The 20,377-nt window shown below is 67.6% G+C and carries 22 protein-coding genes; 11 read left to right on the forward strand and 11 right to left on the reverse strand.

All coding sequences use genetic code 11. The features are described 5' to 3' along the window. Nucleotides 1-15: 15 nt before the first annotated feature. The 5 genes from MC45_RS04240 to MC45_RS04260 all read right to left on the reverse strand — a co-directional run bounded on the left by MC45_RS04240 (nt 16) and on the right by MC45_RS04260 (nt 6,139). Nucleotides 16-495, reverse strand: a complete 480-nt coding sequence (locus MC45_RS04240) for a glutathione peroxidase (protein WP_038659925.1) — start codon at nt 493-495, stop codon at nt 16-18. Then, entirely contained in the window at nt 492-1,085 is a 594-nt protein-coding gene (locus tag MC45_RS04245; protein WP_038659927.1) for a GNAT family N-acetyltransferase, read from the reverse strand. Before MC45_RS04245 ends, MC45_RS04240 begins: the two co-directional genes overlap by 4 nt. Next, nucleotides 1,082-1,753 carry an ABC transporter ATP-binding protein gene (locus MC45_RS04250; protein WP_038659931.1) on the reverse strand — a complete coding sequence of 224 codons (672 nt, stop codon included), beginning with the start codon at nt 1,751-1,753 and terminating at the stop codon, nt 1,082-1,084. Before MC45_RS04250 ends, MC45_RS04245 begins: the two co-directional genes overlap by 4 nt. Further along, a complete protein-coding gene (locus tag MC45_RS04255) occupies nt 1,746-2,990 on the reverse strand; it encodes a lipoprotein-releasing ABC transporter permease subunit (RefSeq protein ID WP_038659934.1) in 1,245 nt (414 codons plus the stop codon). The genes MC45_RS04250 and MC45_RS04255 overlap by 8 nt, the downstream gene beginning before the upstream one ends. A gap of 659 nt (nt 2,991-3,649) precedes the next feature. Continuing rightward, on the reverse strand, nt 3,650-6,139 hold the full coding sequence (locus MC45_RS04260) for a TonB-dependent receptor (protein ID WP_038659937.1): 2,490 nt from the start codon (nt 6,137-6,139) through the stop codon (nt 3,650-3,652). Between the two features lie 254 nt (nt 6,140-6,393). Between MC45_RS04260 and MC45_RS04265 the strand changes: the two genes are divergently transcribed. Beyond that, entirely contained in the window at nt 6,394-6,858 is a 465-nt protein-coding gene (locus MC45_RS04265) for an Hsp20 family protein (protein ID WP_038659940.1), read from the forward strand. A 38-nt stretch (nt 6,859-6,896) separates the two neighbouring features. Here the strand turns inward: MC45_RS04265 and MC45_RS04270 are convergent, their stop codons facing one another. The 4 genes from MC45_RS04270 to secG all read right to left on the reverse strand — a co-directional run bounded on the left by MC45_RS04270 (nt 6,897) and on the right by secG (nt 9,580). Next, nucleotides 6,897-7,235, reverse strand: coding sequence for a DUF6883 domain-containing protein (locus tag MC45_RS04270; protein ID WP_038659943.1), 339 nt, complete (start codon nt 7,233-7,235; stop codon nt 6,897-6,899). Then, nucleotides 7,232-7,456 carry a DUF4926 domain-containing protein gene (locus MC45_RS04275; protein ID WP_052075507.1) on the reverse strand — a complete coding sequence of 75 codons (225 nt, stop codon included), beginning with the start codon at nt 7,454-7,456 and terminating at the stop codon, nt 7,232-7,234. Before MC45_RS04275 ends, MC45_RS04270 begins: the two co-directional genes overlap by 4 nt. 52 nt (nt 7,457-7,508) lie before the next feature. After that, complete coding sequence (locus MC45_RS04280; RefSeq protein ID WP_038659946.1) at nt 7,509-9,143, reverse strand: CTP synthase; 1,635 nt, start codon at nt 9,141-9,143, stop codon at nt 7,509-7,511. Nucleotides 9,144-9,232: 89 nt separating this feature from the next. Next, complete coding sequence (gene secG, locus MC45_RS04285) at nt 9,233-9,580, reverse strand: preprotein translocase subunit SecG (protein ID WP_038659948.1); 348 nt, start codon at nt 9,578-9,580, stop codon at nt 9,233-9,235. Between secG and MC45_RS19215 the strand changes: the two genes are divergently transcribed. The 9 genes from MC45_RS19215 to eda all read left to right on the forward strand — a co-directional run bounded on the left by MC45_RS19215 (nt 9,573) and on the right by eda (nt 17,546). Continuing rightward, entirely contained in the window at nt 9,573-9,815 is a 243-nt protein-coding gene (locus MC45_RS19215) for a hypothetical protein (protein WP_156143771.1), read from the forward strand. The genes secG and MC45_RS19215 overlap by 8 nt on opposite strands. Before the next feature lie 35 nt (nt 9,816-9,850). Then, nucleotides 9,851-10,171, forward strand: a complete 321-nt coding sequence (locus MC45_RS04290; protein WP_038659952.1) for a MarR family transcriptional regulator — start codon at nt 9,851-9,853, stop codon at nt 10,169-10,171. Further along, the gene (locus MC45_RS19745; RefSeq protein WP_245640836.1) at nt 10,128-10,484 is read left to right on the forward strand and encodes an SH3 domain-containing protein; all 357 of its coding nucleotides are present in this window, start codon (nt 10,128-10,130) and stop codon (nt 10,482-10,484) included. Before MC45_RS04290 ends, MC45_RS19745 begins: the two co-directional genes overlap by 44 nt. Beyond that, complete coding sequence (gene argC / locus MC45_RS04300) at nt 10,481-11,410, forward strand: N-acetyl-gamma-glutamyl-phosphate reductase (protein WP_038659955.1); 930 nt, start codon at nt 10,481-10,483, stop codon at nt 11,408-11,410. Before MC45_RS19745 ends, argC begins: the two co-directional genes overlap by 4 nt. Nucleotides 11,411-11,423: 13 nt before the next feature. Continuing rightward, nucleotides 11,424-12,887, forward strand: a complete 1,464-nt coding sequence (gene zwf, locus MC45_RS04305; protein ID WP_038659959.1) for a glucose-6-phosphate dehydrogenase — start codon at nt 11,424-11,426, stop codon at nt 12,885-12,887. Nucleotides 12,888-13,117: 230 nt separating this feature from the next. Next, the gene (pgl, locus tag MC45_RS04310; RefSeq protein ID WP_038659963.1) at nt 13,118-13,822 is read left to right on the forward strand and encodes a 6-phosphogluconolactonase; all 705 of its coding nucleotides are present in this window, start codon (nt 13,118-13,120) and stop codon (nt 13,820-13,822) included. Nucleotides 13,823-14,017: 195 nt separating this feature from the next. Then, a complete protein-coding gene (gene edd, locus MC45_RS04315; protein WP_038659966.1) occupies nt 14,018-15,829 on the forward strand; it encodes a phosphogluconate dehydratase in 1,812 nt (603 codons plus the stop codon). A 131-nt stretch (nt 15,830-15,960) separates the two neighbouring features. Beyond that, entirely contained in the window at nt 15,961-16,926 is a 966-nt protein-coding gene (gene glk / locus MC45_RS04320; protein ID WP_038659969.1) for a glucokinase, read from the forward strand. A 14-nt stretch (nt 16,927-16,940) separates the two neighbouring features. After that, nucleotides 16,941-17,546: a bifunctional 4-hydroxy-2-oxoglutarate aldolase/2-dehydro-3-deoxy-phosphogluconate aldolase gene (gene eda / locus MC45_RS04325; protein WP_038659972.1), complete on the forward strand. Its 606-nt coding sequence runs from the start codon at nt 16,941-16,943 to the stop codon at nt 17,544-17,546. A gap of 22 nt (nt 17,547-17,568) precedes the next feature. Here the strand turns inward: eda and MC45_RS04330 are convergent, their stop codons facing one another. Further along, nucleotides 17,569-18,438, reverse strand: coding sequence for a LysR family transcriptional regulator (locus MC45_RS04330; RefSeq protein WP_038659975.1), 870 nt, complete (start codon nt 18,436-18,438; stop codon nt 17,569-17,571). A gap of 92 nt (nt 18,439-18,530) precedes the next feature. On the opposite strand from MC45_RS04330, the gene bla reads away from it, so the two are divergent. Continuing rightward, nucleotides 18,531-19,400 carry a subclass B3 metallo-beta-lactamase gene (gene bla, locus MC45_RS04335; RefSeq protein ID WP_038659978.1) on the forward strand — a complete coding sequence of 290 codons (870 nt, stop codon included), beginning with the start codon at nt 18,531-18,533 and terminating at the stop codon, nt 19,398-19,400. Nucleotides 19,401-19,406: 6 nt separating this feature from the next. Here the strand turns inward: bla and mltG are convergent, their stop codons facing one another. Then, nucleotides 19,407-20,375, reverse strand: coding sequence for an endolytic transglycosylase MltG (mltG, locus tag MC45_RS04340; RefSeq protein WP_038659981.1), 969 nt, complete (start codon nt 20,373-20,375; stop codon nt 19,407-19,409). Between the last annotated feature and the right edge of the window lie 2 nt (nt 20,376-20,377).

Genomic DNA, 20,377 nt, shown 5'->3' on the forward strand with positions numbered 1-20,377 from the left:
TGGAAGTTGCAAGCGTTACAGCAGCGCCTCGATATCGGCGGCGATCTCCTCGGGCTTGGTCGTCGGCGCGTAGCGATGGACCACCCTGCCCTCGCGGTTCACCAGAAACTTGGTGAAATTCCACTTGATCGCCTTCGAGCCGAGCAGGCCCGGCGCCTCGGTCTTCAACCGCGAGAACAACGGATCGGCCCCTGCCCCGTTGACCTCGACCTTGCCGAAGACCGGGAAAGTCACGTCATAGGTCAGTGAACAGAAATTGGCGATCTCGGCGGCGTCGCCGGGCTCCTGCGCGCCGAACTGATTGCACGGGAAGCCGAGCACCTCGAAGCCGCGCTCGGCAAAGCGGCGATGCAGCGCCTCCAGCCCCTCATATTGCGGGGTGAAGCCGCATTTCGACGCGGTGTTGACGATCAGCAGTACCTGCCCCGCCCAGCGATCGAGCGGGATCGGCGCGCCGTCGGCGCCGGTGACGGTGAAATCAGTGATCGCGGTCATGCGTGCCTCGCGAGCAGGAAGAGGAGGTTCTGCTTCACCCCCGGCCATTCGCGGTCGAGGATCGAATAGACGACACTGTCGCGCAGCCGGCCGTCCGCCATCTGCTGGTGACCGCGCAGCACACCGTCCTGCTTCGCGCCGAGCCGCTCGATCGCCGCCTGGCTGCGCTTGTTGAGCGAATCGGTACGGATCTGCACGCACTGGCAGTCCAGCGCCTCGAAGGCGTGGGTGAGCAGCATGAGCTTGGCCTCGGTGTTGACGCCGGTACGCTGCACCGCCTTGGCGTAGAAGGTGCCGCCCAGTTCGAGCCGGCGATGCGCCGGCGCCATGCGCATATAGCGGGTGGTGCCGACCACCTGCCCTGCCGGATCGCAGACCGCGAACAGGCGGGCACGGCCGAACGCCTGCTGCTCGAACGCCGCGTCGAGCCACCGGTCCGCATCCTTGAGCTGCGAGACGTTGGCGTAGAAAGTGTCCCACAGATCGTCCGCCGCGGCGACCGCGACCAGCGCGTCCCGGTCGGCGCGCTCCAGGGGCCGCAGCGTGACGTGACGGCCGACGAGCGTCGGCGTCTCGGCCCACGCGGTCACGTCAGCACGCCTTCGTGCAGGCGGACGACGCGATCCATCTTCTGCGCCAGCCGCTCGTTATGCGTCGCGATCAACGCCGCCGAGCCCTCGCCGCGCACCAGCCGCAGGAACTCGGCAAGCACCACGTCGGCGGTATGTTCGTCGAGATTGCCGGTCGGTTCGTCGGCGAGCACCAGCGCCGGCCGGTTGGCCAGCGCGCGCGCCACCGCGACGCGCTGCTGCTCGCCGCCGGAGAGCTGGCTCGGCCGGTGCGTCAGCCGGTGGCCGAGGCCGAGCGCCGTCAGCAGCGACACCGCGCGATCGTCGGCGGGCTTGCGCTCGGCACCGTGGACGAGCTGCGGCAGCACGACATTCTCGGTCGCGTTGAAGTCGGGCAGCAGATGGTGGAACTGGTAGACGAAGCCGAGCCGGTCGCGGCGCATGATCGTGCGGCCATGCGCGTCGAGCTTCGCGGCTTCCTCGCCGCCGATCATGATCGAGCCCTGAAAGCCACCCTCGAGCAGGCCGACTGCCTGTAGCAGCGTCGACTTGCCCGAACCCGACGGGCCGACCAGCGCGACGATCTCGCCCGGCGCGACGGAGAGGTCGACGCCGCGCAGGACGTGGATCGTCTCCTCGCCCTGACGGAAGCTGCGGGTCAGGCCGGTGGTGCGGAGGACGTCATTCATAGCGCAGCACCTGTACCGGATCGGTGCTCGCCGCCTTCCACGCCGGATAGAGCGTGGCGAGGAAGCTGAACACCAGCGCCATCAGCGCGATGATGACGATCTCGACCGGGTCGGGCTTGGAGGGAAGCTCGGTGAGATAGCGGATCGACGGATCCCACAGATTCTGCCCGGTGACGAGCTGGACGAGGTTCACCACGGCCTGGCGATAGAAGAGGAAGACGAAGCCGAGCACGAGGCCGGCGAGCGTGCCGAGCGCGCCGATCGTCGTGCCGACGACCATGAAGATGCGCATCAATCCGACCCGCGTCGCACCCATCGTCCGCAGGATCGCGATGTCGCGCGTCTTGGCACGGACAAGCATGATCAGCGACGACAGGATGTTGAACACCGCGACGAGGATGATGATCGACAGCACGGTGAACATCGCGACCCGCTCGACCTCGAGCGCCTGGAACAGCTGCGCGTTCATGCTGCGCCAGTCGGCGATGACCGCGCCGCCGCGCAGACGGTCGGCGAGCGGCGCGAGGATCGGCGCGACCTTGTCGGGGTCGACGGTCTGCAATTCGATCTGGCTGACGTTGTCGCCGAGCAGCAGCAGCGTCTGCGCATCCTCGATCGGCATGATGACATAGGCCTTGTCGTAATCGTACAGGCCGATCTCGAAGATGGCGCCGACCGTATAATTGACGATACGCGGCACGGTGCCGAACGGCGTCGCCTGCCCCTGCGGGTTGAATAGCGAGATCTCGCTGCCGACCTGCGCGCCGAGCGCCTCGGCGAGCCGCGATCCGATCGCGATCCGGCCGCTGCCCGGCGTGATGCCGGCGAGCGTGCCCATCACGAGCTTGTCGCCGATCACCGGCTTGACGTCGGCGAGGCGGACGCCGCGGACCAGCACCCCTTCGGCGCGGCCGTTATAGGTCGCGGCGAGCGGCTGTTCGACCATCGGCGTGGCGGAGGTGACGCCGGGCGTCTTGCGCGCCTCGGCGACGATCTCGCGCCAGTCGGGCAGACGGCCGCCGACGCCCTGGATCACGGCATGGCCGTTGAGCCCGACGATCTTGTCGAACAGCTCGGCACGGAAGCCGTTCATCACGCTCATCACGATGACGAGCGCGGCGACGCCGAGCATCACCGCGACGAGGCTGATCGAGGCGACCAGGAAGATGAACGCCTCGCCCTTGCCCGGGAGCAGGTAGCGCCGGGCGATCATCCGTTCGTAGCGTGAGAGGAGCATGGCCGGACCTCTAGGTGACGTGCGAGTCACAAGCAACAAATGTTGCGGATTCGACACAGGTTTCGGTCAATCGATTCCGCCGCTCCACATAGCCGGTGACAAAGCCGGCAGTGCTGCCTAGCAAAGACTTACTGAGACACAGGCAACGGCCGTGGTTCGGGGAAGAGCGGAACGACAGCGCAGCGAAATAACGCGCGATTGTCGGAAAGCGACCTAAGGGGGCTGACGGGTTTTCTCGTCACGCAGGCGCCCGGATCGGCAACGGTCCGGGCGTTTGCTTGTCCGCCGCAGATTTAGACCAGAGTAGCCGGGCAGAGGGTGGGAGCTTCCAGGTCGCGCCCCCTGTCCGGCGACCGTCTTTATTGCCGATCAATCCTGAACCGGGTCATAACGCGGACCGAAGTATCTGCGACTCCGAACCGTTTGGCACGCACAATGCGGGCGTGGCGTCATCCCTCCCCCGCTCCATCATCCCGGCGAAAGTCGGGACCCATGGATGCGACGGCGACAACGGTATGCGCTGCCTTTGACATCACCGAAACCATGGGCCCCGGCCTTCGCCGGGGTGACGAAACTGTGGGTAGCTCAGGCGGTTGGCAGACCGGCCGAACGTGTCGCGACATTGTCCGATCCCCGCCCTTCCTGAACGTATCGAACGCCTAGAACCGCTTCGACACCGTCAGGCCATAGGTGCGCGGATCACCCGGCTGGCCGACGATCAGGCCGGTGTTGCCCGACTGCGTTGACAGCAGTTCGAAGTAGTTCTGGTCGAACGCATTGCGCACCCAGCCGAAGACGTTGAAATCGTTCTTGCGATAGCCCGCGCGGACGTTCGACAGCGAATAGCCCTCGATCCAGGTATAGGCCGACGGCGACGGGTTGGACGAGAAGCGCGACCGGTAATTGCCGTCATAGCCGACATAGACTTCACCACCCGCGCCATCGACCGGGAGGTTATATTCGCCGCCGTAGGAGAAGGACCATTTCGAGATGCCCGGCAGGCGCTGGCCGGAGATGTCGCAAAAGGCCGGGCTACGCCCGCCGGGCGTCCCCGCCGGATCGGTCACGCCACCGGGCGCAGTCGCGGTGCCACCCGACAGTTCGGGCGGGCACGGCGCGTTCTTGAAGTCGACATATTTGGCGTCGGTGAAGGCACCGCTGACGTAGACGCTGAGCCGCTTGCTCGGGCGGAAGCTCGAATCGAACTCGACGCCACGTGACCGCACCTTGCCGGCATTGGCGAGATAGCCGCGGATCACGTTGATCGCATTGTTGTTCACCGTCGCCTGATAGTCGGACACGTCGGTCCAGAAGCCGGCGAGGTTGAGCGTCAGCCGCCGGTCGAGGAACTGCGTCTTGAGGCCGATCTCGTAATTGTTGACCTTCTCGGGCTTTACCGTCTGCGTCGTCAGATCGACGCCGGTGCTGGTCGAATTGAGCGGCAGGCCGGATAGATTGATCCCGCCCGATTTGAAGCTGCGCGCATAGGTGGCGTAGCCGTGAATCTCGGGCGCGAAATCATAAGAGACGGTGATATCGCCCGACGTATTCCAGGCGCTGAACCGCGGGCTGTAACGCTGCGGTGCGAGTGTATTGATCTGGTTCTGGAAGGTCGTGCGCGCCGCCGTGGTGGGCTGCGCGGCCAGCAGCGTCGCGACGTTATCCGCCGTGGCGGTAAAATTATACTGGCTGTTGGCGATGCTGACGACCGATTCGTAGAAACCCGACTTGCGGTCGTAATTGACGCGCAGCCCCGGCTGGATGTGGAGCGCATCGGTCAGCGCCCAGTTGAGCTTGCCGAACACCGCGAAGCTCGTGTTGTCGAAGCTGATCGTATTGGTCGAGGTCAGGCCGTTGAGGACGTTGGGATTGTTGGCGTCGGTGCCCGACAGCAGGAAGCGGCTCGCCGCCGATCCCTGCACCTGCGACCCCTGGGTATCGATCGTCTGGTGGAACAGGAAGGCGCCGACCGTGTAGTCGAGCCGGTTGGTGCCGTTCGAGGCGAAGCGGAATTCCTGCGACACCTGCTTCTGCTGCGACGGATTCTGCGAGACGGTGGTGATCGGCAGGCCGGTGAAATCGCGATCGTTCTGCGGCTGCCAGTCCCAGTAGCGCCACGCACTGACCGAGGTCAGCGTCGCCGGGCCGAGATCCCAATTGGCGACCAGCGAGGCGCCGCCGACCTCCTGCCGCGAATTGATCGCCGCATCGAGATCGGTGCGCCGATCGAACGGGTCCCTGCTGGGCGGCGTATAATTGAGCGCCGCCGCGAGCGCATTATATTGCCGTGCGAGCGGCCGCTGCGTGGTGCCGACGCGGGCATAATATTGCACGCAGCATTCCGGGTTCTGGACGTTGAAATCGCCCGACAGCGTGAAATTGAGCGACGGACTCGCGTTCCACAGCAATTGTCCGCGCACCCCCAGATTGCGCTGGCGATGCAGGTCCTCGCCCGAGGTGACGTCGCGGATCGTCCCCTTGCGCGTCGTTGCCGAACTCGACAGCCGCAGCGCCACCGTGTCGGACAGCGGCCCCGACACCGACGCCTTGGCCTGGACGAAATTGTAATTGCCGACGCTGACCTCGGCCCTCCCCTCCGGCGTGAAGCTCGGCGGGCGGGTGGTGACGTTGAGCGCGCCGGCGGTGGTGTTCTTGCCGTACAGCGTCCCCTGCGGGCCGCGCAGCACCTCGACCCGGTCGACGTCGACGAAATCGAAGGTCGAGGCGCCGATCCGGCCGATATAGACGCCGTCGACGTAGAAGCCGACACCCTGCTCGATGCCGTCGTTGGTCAGGCCGAATGGTGCGCCGAGGCCGCGGATATTGATCGCCGAATTGCGCGGGTTGCTGGAGAAGAATTGCAGCGAGGGCTGCTGCTGCTGGAGGCGATTGACGTTGAACGCGCCGGTCTTGTCGATGTCGGCGCCGCCGACCACCGACATGGCGATCGGCACGCGCTGCACCGATTCGGCGCGCCGGCGCGCGGTGACGAGGATGTCGCCGCCGCCCGGTGCCGAAGCCGCCGGACGGGCGTCTTCGCTTCCCCCGGCGGTCACCGGCGCGGGTGCGGCATCGTCCTGCGCTGCGGCGGGTGCGGTGGCGGCAGCGGCGGTCTGGCCGGCGAGAAGAATGGCGAGCGTCAGCGACATGCGGTTTCCCTGATGTTATTTTCGCCGCAAACTCCACTGGTTCGGGGGATGTTCAAAGATGGAGATGCTTCGCGGCGACAAAGCGGGGCTTCGGCGCCAACCCGAAAATTGCGGATCGGGCGAACAGAGGCCCTCTTGAACCGCGGCCGGAGCAATCCAAAATCGTGGCTGCACGGCGCCGATCACGGGCCGTGCACCGGCATCGCACGCTCGTGGATGCCGTCGTTCAACTCGCTTCTCGCGGAGGATTTGACATGCGACTCGACCTGACCCCCTATCGCCGCTCGACCATCGGTTTCGACCGCCTGTTCGACATGCTGGAAAGCAACGCGCGCGCCGCCACGGCGGAGAATTACCCGCCCTTCAACCTCGAACGCCTCGCCGAGGATCGCTATCGCATCACGCTCGCGGTCGCCGGCTTCTCGCGCGACGAGATCGAGATCACCGCGCAGCAGAACCTGCTGCTGGTCTCGGGCAAGAAGGACGACAAGGCCGGCAACGCCAACTTCCTGCACGTCGGCATCGCCAACCGCAGCTTCGAGCGCCGCTTCGAGCTCGCCGATTTCGTCTTCGTCGAGGACGCCCGTCTCAACGACGGCCTGCTCGTCATCGACCTGGTCCGCGAAGTACCCGAGGCGATGAAGCCGAAGACCATCGCGATCAAGACCGGCGCACCGCTCGCCGCGGTGGAGAACAAGGACGTGGCCGCGGCCGCGTAATCCTCGGGGCGTCCGGGCCGATCGGTCCGGGCGCTCTGTTAACGGTGATCGGCCGGATAGGCGGTAACCAGGCGGCAGCCTGCCTCGCCGTCCGGCTGGAGCCAGATCGTCACGATACAGGGGTTGCGCCCGTCAGGCGTTTCGAGGCTGCATCGCACCTCATGTTTTATACCGTAAGCGTTGCTCGACGTTCGCACGATCGGCCGTGTCGCCCCATGCCGATCCAGCGCCACCGCAAAGGCGATTGGGTCGGACGAATCATATCCGAAGCGTCCGAAGAACGTCGCCTTGGCACGCCCGGTCGGATGATCGCGATTGAGCAGATACGCCTCGACTTTCGCGATCTCGACGACGCGAATGCCGGGAAGGCCGATCATATCACGCGGGCAAGATCGCCATTGCGCAGGGTGACGACGATGGCGACCGGTTCGACGAACTCCACCTCATAGGCCTCGCCGCCATCGTGCCGGTGTACGATTGTCCCAATTGTTCCCGGCAACAAAATCCCTGCGTCGGTGCCGACGACAGAGCGCAGCCTCACCAACGCATAATCGTCGAACGTCGGATCCGCGGGCAGCCTTGGTGATGATGTCGCCATATCGATGCTCCACCGCCATCATGCCGCAGTCGCGCGGATCCGCGCAAGAGCGTCAGACCAAGCGGCTCTTCGTCAGCGCCGCCTGGATGAAGCTCGCGAACAGCGGGTGGGGATCGAACGGCTTGCTCTTCAGCTCCGGGTGGAACTGGACACCGACGAACCACGGATGATCCGGCCGCTCGACGATCTCGGGCAGGGTGCCGTCGGGCGACATGCCGCTGAACACCAGCCCGCCCTTCTCCAGCGCGTCCTTGTAATGCGTGTTGACCTCGTAGCGGTGGCGATGGCGCTCGTGGATCACCGTATCGCCGTAGATCGACGACACGACGCTATTGCCGTCGAGCGATGCCTCATAGGCGCCGAGCCGCATCGTGCCGCCGAGATCGCCCTGCTCCTCGCGCTTCTCGAGTCCGTCGCGACCCATCCATTCGGTGATGAGGCCGACGACCGGCTCGTCCGTCGGTCCGAATTCGGTCGACGAGGCATTGGCGATGCCGGCGAGGTCGCGGGCGCCCTCGACGCAGGCCATCTGCATGCCGAAGCAGATACCGAAATAGGGGATCTCGCGCTCGCGGGCGAATTTGACCGCCTTGATCTTGCCCTCGGCACCGCGCTCGCCGAACGCGCCGGGGACGAGGATCGCGTCGCACGGCTCGAGCTGGCTGACGATCTCGCCATTGTCGTTCTCGAAGATCTCGGCGTCGATCCAGCGGACGTTGACCTTGACCCGGTTGGCGATCCCGCCGTGGACGAGCGCCTCGTTGAGCGACTTGTACGCGTCCTGCAGGCCGACGTATTTGCCGACGACGCCGACGGTCACCTCGCCCTCCGGATTGGTGAGCCGATCCATGATGTCGGTCCAGCGGCTGAGGTCGGGCGCCGACGACGGCGTGATGCCGAAGGCGCGCAGCACCTCCGAATCGAGACCCTCGCCGTGATATTGCAGCGGCACCGCATAGATGCTCTTGGCGTCGAGCGCCGGAATGACCGCCGTCTCCGGCACGTTGCAGAACAGCGCGATCTTGGCGCGCTCCGACGGCGGCAGCGGATGCTCGCAGCGGCAGACCAGCACGTCGGGCTGCACGCCCAAGGCGGCGAGTTCGCGCACCGAATGCTGCGTCGGCTTGGTCTTCAGCTCGCCGGCGGCGGCTATATAGGGAACGAGCGTGACGTGGATGCTGATCGCATTGCCGCGACCGACCTCGTTCTTGAGCTGGCGGATCGCCTCGATGAACGGCAGCGACTCGATGTCGCCGACCGTGCCGCCGATCTCGCAGAGCACGAAATCGAGGTCATCGGTCTCGGCGCGGGCGAAGGCCTTGATCGCGTCGGTGACGTGCGGGATCACCTGCACGGTGGCGCCGAGATAGTCGCCGCGCCGCTCGCGCTCGATGATCGTCTTGTAGATGCGCCCCGAGGTGACGTTGTCCGACTGGCGCGAAGCGACGCCGGTGAACCGCTCGTAATGGCCGAGATCGAGGTCGGTCTCGGCACCGTCGTCGGTAACGTAGACCTCGCCGTGCTGATACGGGCTCATCGTGCCGGGATCGACGTTGAGATAGGGATCGAACTTGCGAATCCGGACGCGGTAGCCGCGCGCCTGGAGCAAAGCTGCGAGAGAGGCCGCCATGAGGCCTTTGCCGAGCGACGAAACCACGCCGCCGGTGATGAAGATGTACCGCGCCATGGGAGAAATCGCCTAGCGTGTTATGGGGTCGAACGACAAGAGCGCGCGGGTCGGCCCCGCGCGCGATTCACGATGAACGGATCAGCGGGTTAGCGCTGGAGCGGCACCGCGCCATTGTCGGCGGGAGCGTTGGGCACCGCATCCTGCGCGGGCGCAGGGGCGGGTGCGGCCGCCGGGGGCGTGCGGGCGAGCGAGGTGTCGATCGTCTGCGTCTGGCGATGCGCCGCGATGAAGGCGAGCGCGATCGACATGCCGACGAACACCGTCGCGAGGATCGACGTCATCCGCGTGAGGAAATCGGCCGCGCCGCGCGCCGACATCAGCCCCGACGGGCTGCCGCCCATGCCGAGGCCACCACCCTCCGACCGTTGCATCAGGATCACCGTCACGAGCGCCGCGGCGATGATGGCATGAACGACGAGGAGGAAGGTGAACATCTATGGTCCCGGAAACGCGTATGAAGGCGCGCACATAGGCGAGGGCTGCGAAACGATCAACCGTGCGGGTGCGCGCGACGATCACGGCATCGATGCCGGAGGCCACCCGCCGGTCCGCAACCGTACCCAGGCCACTTATTCACCCTACCCGTCCGTTTACCGGAAACCTGCACCGTGCGGGGGCGTTATGACCGCGAAACAAAGCCCCGAAAACGGCGCAGAAACGGATATTTGAACGTGGGAACTGCCGCGCAATCACTCGCGACGTGGATGACGGCCCTGGTGGATTACGTGCGCTCGGGCGAACCCGATCTCACCAACCGGCAGATGGCGCTGCTCCTCCTCGTCTACCTCAATCCCGGCCCGCATACGGTGCGGGGCCTGGCCCGGGCCCTCAACGTATCGAAGCCCGTCGTCACGCGCGCCTTGAACAGGCTGGGTGCGCTCGGCTATCTGCGCCGGCAACGCGACGACAGCGACAAGCGCAACATCTTCGTCGCGCGTACTTCCGAAGGGGCAGAGTTTCTTGAAGAGTTCGGGCAATTCCTTGGCGAAGGCGACGCCCGGTCGCGCCAGCCAGCCCTCGCGTAGGGCGTTCGCGCTCACCGGCCCGTCGGTCACGCTCGATCCCCGGACGCATGCGGTGCGCGGCGATCTCGCCGACGTCCGCCTCGCCGAACAGGTGTTCGCGCCGCATTATGCCGCGCCGATGGCCGCGGTGGCATTGGGCGACGCCGGCCTCTTCGCCGATCGCAATCTAAGCGAGCCGATCGCGACGCTCGCCACCGGTGACGTGTTCGAGGTGCTCGAACTCGCCGGGCGCCATGCCTGGGGCCGGGCGATCGGCCAGAATCTGGTCGGCTATGTCGACCGTTCCATCCTCGACAAGGCGAGCGCAGCATGAGCGTCACCGTGTTCATCGACGGCGCGGTCGGCACCACCGGCATCGACATCCGCGAGCGGTTGAGCGGCCGCACCGACATCGCTGTCGTGACGCTCGACGACTCGCGCCGCAAGGACGCTGATGCTCGCGCCGAGGCGCTCAACGACGCCGATATCGCCATCCTCTGCCTGCCCGACGAGGCGGCACGCGAGGCGGCCGCGCTGGTGCGCAGCGGCACGACGCGGCTGATCGACGCTTCGTCGGCGCATCGGGTCGCCGACGGCTGGACCTATGGCTTTCCCGAACTGACCGAGGGTCAGGCGGCGCGGATCGCCGCGGCGCGCTTCGTGTCCAACCCCGGCTGCTATCCCACCGCCTTTCTCGCGCTGGTTGCGCCGCTGGTGCGCGCGGGACTGATCCCCGCCGACTGGCCGCTGACCTATAATGCGGTGTCGGGCTATTCGGGTGGCGGCAAGGCGATGATCGCGGAATTCGAGGGCGGCGGGGTCGATACGGCGCTGCGCGCCTATGCATTGACGCTGTCGCACAAGCATCTGCCCGAGATGCGCGCGCATGCCGGCCTCGCCCATCCGCCGGTGTTCGCGCCCGCGGTGGCGCGGCTCAACCGCGGCATGCTCGGCGAGGTGCCGCTGGCGCTCGCGCAGCTACCCGGCCGGCCGAGCCTCGCCGCGGTCGAGGACACGCTCGCCGCGGCCTATGCCGACAGCGCGCTGATCTCGGTCGCGAGCGGCGACGTCGCCGCGGTGACGATCGAGGAGAATAGCGGCACCGACCGGATGACCTTGCGCGTCTGCGGCAATGCCGACAGCGGCCAGGTGCGGCTGATCGCCACGCTCGACAATCTCGGCAAGGGCGCCGGTGGCGCCGCCGTACAGAATCTCAACATCATGGCCGGGCTCGATCCCCTGGCCGGCCTGATCGTTTAACAGAAGGACCGTCATGCAGCGCAATCCCGTCGGCAAGCTGCTCCTGTTCGGAGCGACCGGTGACCTCGCCCAGCGCATGCTGTGGCCGTCGCTCTACGGATTGCACGCCGACGGGCTGCTGCCCGAGGCGTTGACGATCGTCGGCTCGGCGCGAGGCGAGCAGAATGACGACGCCTTCCGCGCCTTCGTGCAGAAGGCGCTCGGCCAGTTCCTCGCCGCCGACCGCAAGGACGACGACAAGATCGCCAGCTTCCTCGAACGGTTGTTCTTCCAGCCCGCCGACCTGTCCGATCCGGCGAGCTTCGCCGGCCTCGCCGAAAAGATCGGCGACGTGTCGGGCGGGCTCGCCATCTATCTGTCGACCGCGCCGTCGCTGTTCGAGCCGGCGGTCAAGGGCCTCGAAAGCGTCGGCCTCGCCGGCGAGACGGTGCGGATCGGGCTGGAGAAGCCGCTCGGCTACGATCTCGCCTCCAGCCGCGAGATCAACGACACCGTCGCCTCCGCCTTTCCCGAGGAGCGGACCTTCCGCATCGACCATTATCTCGGCAAGGAAACCGTCCAGAACATCCTCGCGCTGCGCTTCGGCAATTCGTTCTTCGAGCCGGTGTGGAACGCGCAAGGGATCGACAACGTCCAGATCACGATCGCCGAGACGGTCGGGCTGGAGGATCGCGCCGGCTATTACGAGGGCGCGGGCGCGTTGCGCGACATGGTCGCCAACCATATGCTCCAGCTCGTCGCGCTGATCGCGATGGAGCCCCCCGCCCTCTACGACGGCGCCGCGATCCGCGACGAAAAGGCGAAGGTGTTCCGGTCGCTGCGCAAGATCGCGCCCGAGGACGTGCCGATCTGCACCGTCACCGGCCAGTATGAGGAGGGCGCGGTCGGCGGCAAGGTCGTCAAGGGCTATGACGACGAGCTGGGCTATGACAGCAACGTCGAGACCTTCGTCGCGATCAAGGCGCATATCGACAATTGGCGCTGGCAGGGCGTGCCCTTCTATCTGCGCACCGGCAAGCGGATGGCGAAGCGGCGCAGCGAGATCGCGATCCAGTTCAAGCCGGTGCCGCATTCGATGTTCTCGGGCCGCGGCGGCATCCTCCAGCCGAACACGCTGGTGATCCGGTTGCAGCCGGAGGAATATGTCCAGCTGCTGGTGATGGCGAAGGAGCCGGGGCTCGACCGCGAGGGCATCCGCCTGCGCGAGGTGCCGCTCAACCTCAGCATGGACGCCGAATTCGCCGGCTCGCGGCGGCGCATCGCCTATGAGCGGCTGCTGCTCGACCTGATCGAGGGCGACCAGACGCTGTTCGTCCGCCGCGACGAGGTCGAGGCGCAATGGACGTGGATCGACGCGATCCGCGCCGGCTGGGATGCCAACCAGACCAAGCCCAAACATTATGCCGCCGGCACCTGGGGCCCTGCCGGCGCGATCGCGCTGACCGAGCGCGACGGCGTGACCTGGCAGGACGATTGAGGCTTCAGGCCGAGCCGTTCACCCCCGTCACCCCGGGCCTGACCCGGGCTCCCGCTTCTCCCGCGGTCGGCCAATAGCGGGACCCCGGGTCAAGCCCGGGGTGACGGGATATGGGGTGCGTTTTGGGTCACCGACCTGTCGATTCCACCGCTCATACGTATGCGCGGCCTCTTACCTTGCGCGTCCGCCCGGTCTATCGGGCAGGACGCCGACCGAACGAAAGCAAAGACATGACCGAGATCGAATGGTGGGAATATGACGACGCCGCCGAGATGGCCCAGGCGGTCGCCGGCGACATCCAGTTCATCATCGAGGCGGCGATCGACGCACGCGGCGCGGCGGTGATCGCGCTGTCGGGCGGCAAGACGCCGATCCCGATCTACGACACGCTGTCCAAGGCGAAGCTCGACTGGAAGCGGGTGACGATCGTCCCCACCGACGAGCGTATCGTGCCGCTCGGCGACGCTTTGTCGAACGTGACGATGATCGCCAAGACCTTCCTGCCCAAGGGCGCGCGGGTGATGCCGATCGTGCCGCAGGCGACCGCCGACTATAAGTCCGCCGGCCGCTCGGCGGATGCGCTGATGCAGGACCTGCACTGGCCGCTCGACCTGTGCCTGCTCGGCGTCGGCGGCGACGGCCATACCGCGTCGATCTTCCCCGGCCCCGATTTCGACGAGGCGCTGTCCGGCCCCAAGGAACGCCGCGCGCTCGGCGTGATGCCCGAACCGCTGCCGCCCGAAGCGCCCGTTGCCCGCGTGACGCTGTCGCGCGAGGGCATCGTCACGGCGCGCGCGCTGATGATCGCGGTCACCGGCCAGGCCAAGCGCGACGTCATCGAACAGTCGATCAAGCAGGGGCCGTCGTCGCCCTATCCGATCGGCCGCGTGCTCGCCGACGCCGAATTGCCCGTCGATATCCACTGGGCGCCGTAACGCCGGTGACGGAGCGGGAATGAGACCCACCGTGCTTCGACAGGCTCAGCACGAATGGTGAAGGGGAATCGCTCCCGCCCCGTTTGCCCTGAGCCTGTCGAAGGGCCTGTGTCCCGATCCGCTTCCGTCGTTCGTCCCGATATGGTTTATGGTGACACCTCAGGCACCTAACGCCCCCTCCCCAGGATCCGCGTCATGAACCCCGAAGTCTCCGCCGTCACCGACCGCATCATCGAACGATCGCGGGAGCGCCGTGCCGCCTATCTCGCGCTGATCGAGCGCGAGCGGGAGAGCGGCGCGCGCCGGCCGCAGCTCGGCTGCGCCAACCTCGCGCATGCCTATGCCGGCACCGAGGAGGATCGCGACACGCTGCGCGCCGATACCGGCATGAACATCGGCATCGTCACCGCCTATAACGACATGCTGTCGGCGCATGCGGTCTATTACCGTTATCCCGAACTGATGAAGGTCTGGGCGCGCGAGGCCGGCGCGACCGCGCAGGTCGCCGGCGGCGTCCCGGCGATGTGCGACGGCGTGACGCAGGGCTATGCCGGCATGGAGCTGTCGCTGTTCAGCCGCGACACGATCGCGCTCGCCACGGCAGTGGCGCTCAGCCACGGCACGTTCGAGGGCGCGGCGCTGCTCGGCATCTGCGACAAGATCGTGCCGGGCCTGCTGATGGGCGCCTTACGCTTCGGCCATCTGCCGATGGTGCTGATCCCCGGCGGGCCGATGCCCTCGGGCCTGCCCAACAAGGCCAAGGCGGCGGTGCGCGAGGCCTATGCCGAGGGCAAGGCGGGGCGCGAGGAGCTTCTCGACGCCGAGATCCAGGCCTATCATTCCAAGGGCACCTGCACCTTCTACGGCACCGCCAACACCAACCAGATGATGATGGAGGTGATGGGCCTGCACATGCCCGGCGCGGCCTTCGTCAATCCCGGCACCAAGCTGCGTCAGGAGTTGACCCGCGCCGCGGTGCATCGCCTTGCCGGCATGGGCTGGCGCGGCAACGACTATCGCCCGCTCGGCCATTGCGTCGATGAACGCGCGATCGTCAACGCGGCGGTCGGGCTGCTCGCCACCGGCGGCTCGACCAACCATCTGCTTCACGTGCCCGCGATCGCGCGCGCGGCGGGGATCGTGATCGACTGGGAGGATTTCGATCGGCTCAGCCGCGCGGTGCCGCTGATCGCGCGCGTCTATCCCAATGGTGCCGCCGACGTGAACGCGTTCGAGGCGGCGGGCGGCATGCCCTTCGTCATCCGCGAATTGCTGTCGGCCGGGCTGCTGCACGGCGATATCACGACGGTCAGCGGCGACAGCCTCGCCGCTTATGCCGACAAGCCGGCGATCGTCGACGATCGGCTCACGTGGCAGCCGGTCGGCGACAGCGGCGACACCAGCATCCTGCGTCCCGTCGGCGAGGCCTTCTCGCCCGATGGCGGCATGCGCATCCTCGCCGGCAACATCGGCCGCGCCTGTATCAAGGTGTCCGCGGTCGACAAGGAGCGCTGGGTGGTCGAGGCGCCGGCGCGCGTCTTCCACGACCAGCTCGACGTGCTAGAGGCGTTCAAGCGCGGCGAGCTGGAGCAGGACATGGTCGTCGTCGTCCGCTTCCAGGGGCCGCGCGCCAACGGCATGCCCGAACTGCACAAGCTGACCCCGCCGCTCGGCGTGCTGCAGAACCGCGGCTTCAAGGTCGCGCTGGTCACCGACGGCCGCATGTCGGGCGCGAGCGGCAAGGTGCCGTGCGCGATCCACTGCTCGCCCGAGGCCCTCGGCCATGGCGCGATCGGCAAGATCCGCGACGGCGACATCATCCGCGTCGATGCGGTCAACGGCACGCTCGACGCTTTGGTCGACGCGGCGGAATGGCTGGCACGGCCGCTGTGCGACGCCCCCGGCGCGGCGAGCGGCACCGGCCGCGAGCTGTTCGCGATGTTCCGCGGCCTTGCCGACGAGGCCGAGAAGGGCGCATCGGGCATGCTCGCGGCGGCGGGTCTATAGCAACACCAACCACCCTCACCCTTCCCACCGCCTGCGGCGGCGGGCCCCTTCCCTCTCCCGCCGGGAGAGGGAGAGACGGCGAAGCCGGCGATGGGGTGGGGGTGAGAGCGGAACGTCAGGAGAGAACAGAAATGCAGCTCGTCAGCGTCGATATCGGCGGCACCCATGCCCGCTTCGCCATCGCGGAGGTGGAGGACGGCCATGTCGTCGCGCTCGGCGAACCGGTGACGCTCAAGACCGCCGAACACGCCAGTCTGCAGACCGCGTGGCAGGCGTTCGCCGCCCGCCACGGCGCGCCGCTCCCCAAGGCGGCGGCGATCTCGGTCGCCTCGCCGATCACCGGCGACATCATCCGCCTGACCAACAATCCCTGGGTGATCCGCCCGTCGCTGATCCCCGAGCGGCTCGGCGCGGACATCTATACCGTCATCAACGATTTCGGCGCGGTCGGTCACGCCGTCGCGCAATTGCCGCACGACGATTTCGAGCACCTTTGCGGCCCCGACATCGCGCTGCCGACCGAGGGGGTGACGACGGTCTGCGGCCCCGGCACCGGCCTCGGCGTCGCGCAGGTGTTCAAGACCAAGGGCCGCTATCACGTGCTGCCTACCGAGGGCGGCCACGTCGACTATGCGCCGCTCGACGGCATCGAGGACGCCTTCGTCAAGCGCCTGCGTCGCACCTATACGCGTGTCTCGGCGGAGCGAATCTGCTCCGGCCCCGGCATCGTTGCGCTGTACGAGACGCTCGCCGAACTCGAAGGCCGCGCCGTTCCCAGCCGCGACGACAAGACGATCTGGACCGAGGCGCTCGACGGCACCGATTCGATCGCGCTCGCCGCGCTCGACCGCTTCTGCCTCGCGCTCGGCGCGGTGGCGGGCGACCTCGCGCTGGCACATGGCGCCAAGGCGGTGGTGATCGCCGGCGGGCTCGGCCTGCGCATCAAGGACAAATTGATCCGGTCGGGCTTCGACCAGCGCTTCGTCGCCAAGGGCCGGTTCCAGAACATGATGGCGGGCATCCCCGTCAAGCTCATCACCCATCCGCAGCCGGGCCTGTTCGGCGCCGCCGCGGCCTTCGCCCAAGAACACGCATAAGAGGCTCCTGCGTCATGACCGACATCGCCACCATCATGCAGACCAGCGCCGTCATCCCGGTGCTGGTGATCGACGACGCCGCCACCGCGCGGCCGCTGGCCGAGGCGCTCGTCGCCGGCGGGCTCAAGGTGCTCGAGGTGACGCTGCGCACCGGCGCGGCGATGGAGGCGATCGCCGAGATGAAGACGGTTCCCGGCGCGATCGTCGGCGCCGGCACCGTGGTGAACGAGAGCCAGGCACGGCAGGTGATCGACGCCGGCGTCGAATTCATCGTCTCGCCGGGGCTCACCGAGCGGCTCGCCACGCCGATCCTCGACGCGGGCGTCGCCTATCTGCCCGGCACCGCGACCGCGGGCGACATCATGCGCGGGCTCGACCTCGGCCTCACCCATTTCAAGTTCTTCCCGGCCGAGACGTCGGGCGGGCTGAAGGCGCTGAAGGCGCTGGCGGCGCCCTTCTATCAGTGCCGCTTCTGTCCGACCGGCGGCATCACCGAAGCGAGCGCGCCCGACTGGCTGGCGTTCGCACCGGTGCTGTGCGTCGGCGGCAGCTGGGTGACGGGCGGCTCGATGGCCGAGGTCGAGGCCAAGGCCCGCGCGGCGAGCGGCCTGCGCCGCTGACGGCAGGGCGGAGGCGGGGGGATCAGTCCCCCGCCTCCGTCACCAGCCAGTCCCGGAACGCGCGCATCGCCGGCGACGGCTTGCGCGACAGCAGATGCGTCAGCCAGTAGCGGCCGGCATCGATCTCGATCGCAAACGGCTGGACGAGCTGCTCCGCGGCGAGTTCACGCAGGAACATCGCGCGCGGCGCCAGCGCGACGCCCAGCCCCGCCATCGCCGCGCTCGCCATGACCGCCGAACTGTCGAACAGCGGCCCACGCAGCGCCGGCGGCGACAGCCCCGCATCGGCGAACCACCCTTCCCACTCGCTGGTCCGGTACGACCGCAGCAGAGATTCGCGCAGCAGATCGGCCGGCTCACGCAACCGCGCGGCGATGCGCGGCGCGCAAAGCGGTGTCAGCGGCGCGGCGAGCAACGGCTCGGCCTGCGTGCCGTGCCACGCGCCGTCGCCGAAGCGGATCGCGCCGTCGAGCCCCTCGCCCGCCAGATCGACGCGGTTGTTGTTGATCGACAGGCGGACATCGACGTGCGGATGACAAGTAGCGAAGCGATCGAGCCGCGGCAGCAGCCAGCCGGTGGCGAACGTGCCCACCACGCCGAGCGCGAGGGGATGTTGCAGGCGTCCGCCCTCGAACCGGTCGAGCGTGGCGCCGATCCGGTCGAACGTCTCGGCGAGGACCGGGACCAGCGCCTGCCCCTCGTCGGTCAGCGCCAGTCCGCGCGGCAGGCGCCGGAACAGCTTCGTACCCAGCCTCTCTTCCAGCGCAGCGACCTGATGGCTCACCGCCCCCTGGCTGACGAACAACTCGCTCGCGGCGCGGGTGAAATTGAGATGCCGTGCCGCCGCCTCGAAGGCGCGCAAAGCGTTGAGCGGGAGCTGGGCGCGATCCATCGGCCATGAGTAAACCTCATGGCTAAGACGAGGGAAGATGGTTTGTATGGCATTGCCGTGACGGGCATTCCGGGAACGAAGGAGACCCGTCCATGATCGCCAGCCTCGTTGCCGCCATGCTCGCCGCGCAGACCACGCCCGCCGCAACAGTGCAGCGGGATGATCCCCTCACCCGGCCGATCGTCGGCGAGCATGTCGCCGAATGGCTGGCGCCGCGGCCGCCGGTGCGGGTGTTCGGCGACAGCTATCTGGTGGGCTTCGGCGGCCTCAACGTCGCACTGATCGACACGGGCAAGGGGCTGATCCTGATCGACGGCGCCCTGCCGCAAGCCGCGCCGGCGATCCTCGCCAATGTCAGAAAGCTTGGCTTCCGGCCGCGCGACATTCGCTACATCCTTAGCACCGAGCCGCATTTCGATCATGCCGGCGGCATCGCCGCGCTCGCCCGCGCCACCGGCGCGACGGTGATCGCCAGCGCCCGTGCTGCCGAAGGGCTGCGATCCGGCCGCCTCGCCGCAGACGATCCGCAGCGCGGTTACGACAGCCGCTTTCCCGCCGTTTCCGCGGTGCGGGTGATCGGGGACGGCGAGCGGCTGACGCTGGGGCGCACCACGGTGACCGCGCATGCGACGCCCGGCCACACGATGGGCAGCACAAGCTGGAGCTGGCGGTCCTGCGCGCGCCAAGGGTGCAGGACGATCGTCTTCGCCGCCAGCCTCAATCCCGTCTCGAGCGAAGGCTATCGCTACACCGCCACTACGAGCCGCCCGATCGTCGCCGGGTTTCGCAAGAGCTATGGGGTGATGCAGGGCCTGCCGTGCGATCTGCTGATCACCGCGCATGCCGATCAGGACGGCGCCACCGATCGCTTCCGCACGACACCCGGCGCCTGCCGTGCCTATGCCGCCTCGTCACGTCGCAAGCTCGACGCGCGCCTGCGCGAGGATCGGGCGACGCGCTGACCCGCGCTACATCTCGCCGCGCTGGCGCCGGATCGCATACCATTTCTGCACATTGGCGTTGTGCTGCGCCAAGGTGTCCGCGAACACGTGCCCGCCGGTGCCGTCGGCGACGAAATATAGCGCCTTCGACGATGCCGGGTCGAGCACCGCATCGATCGAGGCACGCCCGGGATTGGCGATCGGCCCGGCGGGCAGACCCGCTTCGGCATAGGTGTTATAACCGTTCTTCGCATGCAGCTCCGAGCGCAGGATGCGCCGGCCGAGCGGCCGACCCTTGGTGATCGGATAGATCACCGTCGGATCCGCCTGCAACGGCATCCCCTGCCGCAACCGGTTGCCATAGACCGCCGCCACCGTGCGCCGCTCGGCGGGCTTGCCGGTCTCCTTCTCGACGATCGAGGCGAGGATGATCGCCTGTTCGGGCGTCGTCACCGCGATCCCCGGCTTGCGCTTCGCCCAGGCGGCGGCGAGATAGTCGCGCATCGCCGTCTGCATCCGCGCCACCACGCTCGCGCGGGTATCGCCGCGCTGGAAGGCATAGCTGTCGGGCAGCACCGAGCCCTCGGCAGGCACCGGCACGTCGCCGGTCAATCCGTCAGCCTTCATCAGCGCGTCGTGGACGAGCACGGACGGATAGCCCTCCGGCACCACCACCAGCCGCTGCAACACCTTGCCGCCCTGCAGCATCTTGAGGATGTCGGCCGGGCTGGTGTGCGCCGGGATGCGATATTCGCCCGCCTTGATCGGCTCGCCCGAACCGAACACGCGGGCGAGCAGGCGGAAGCGCCCGGCCGAGCGGATCGCCCCCGCCTTCTCGAGTTCGCGCGCGGCGGAGGCGAGACTGCTGCCCTCCGCGACCTGCACGGTCAGCGTCCGCGGCGCCGGACCGCTGCCACCCCAGCCCTGCACCACCAGAAACGCCGCGACGATCGCGACGAGGCCGATCAGCAGACCGAGGCAACCGACCTTGCGCATGG

It is taken from the genome of Sphingomonas taxi, from assembly GCF_000764535.1.
GTDB lineage: Bacteria > Pseudomonadota > Alphaproteobacteria > Sphingomonadales > Sphingomonadaceae > Sphingomonas > Sphingomonas taxi.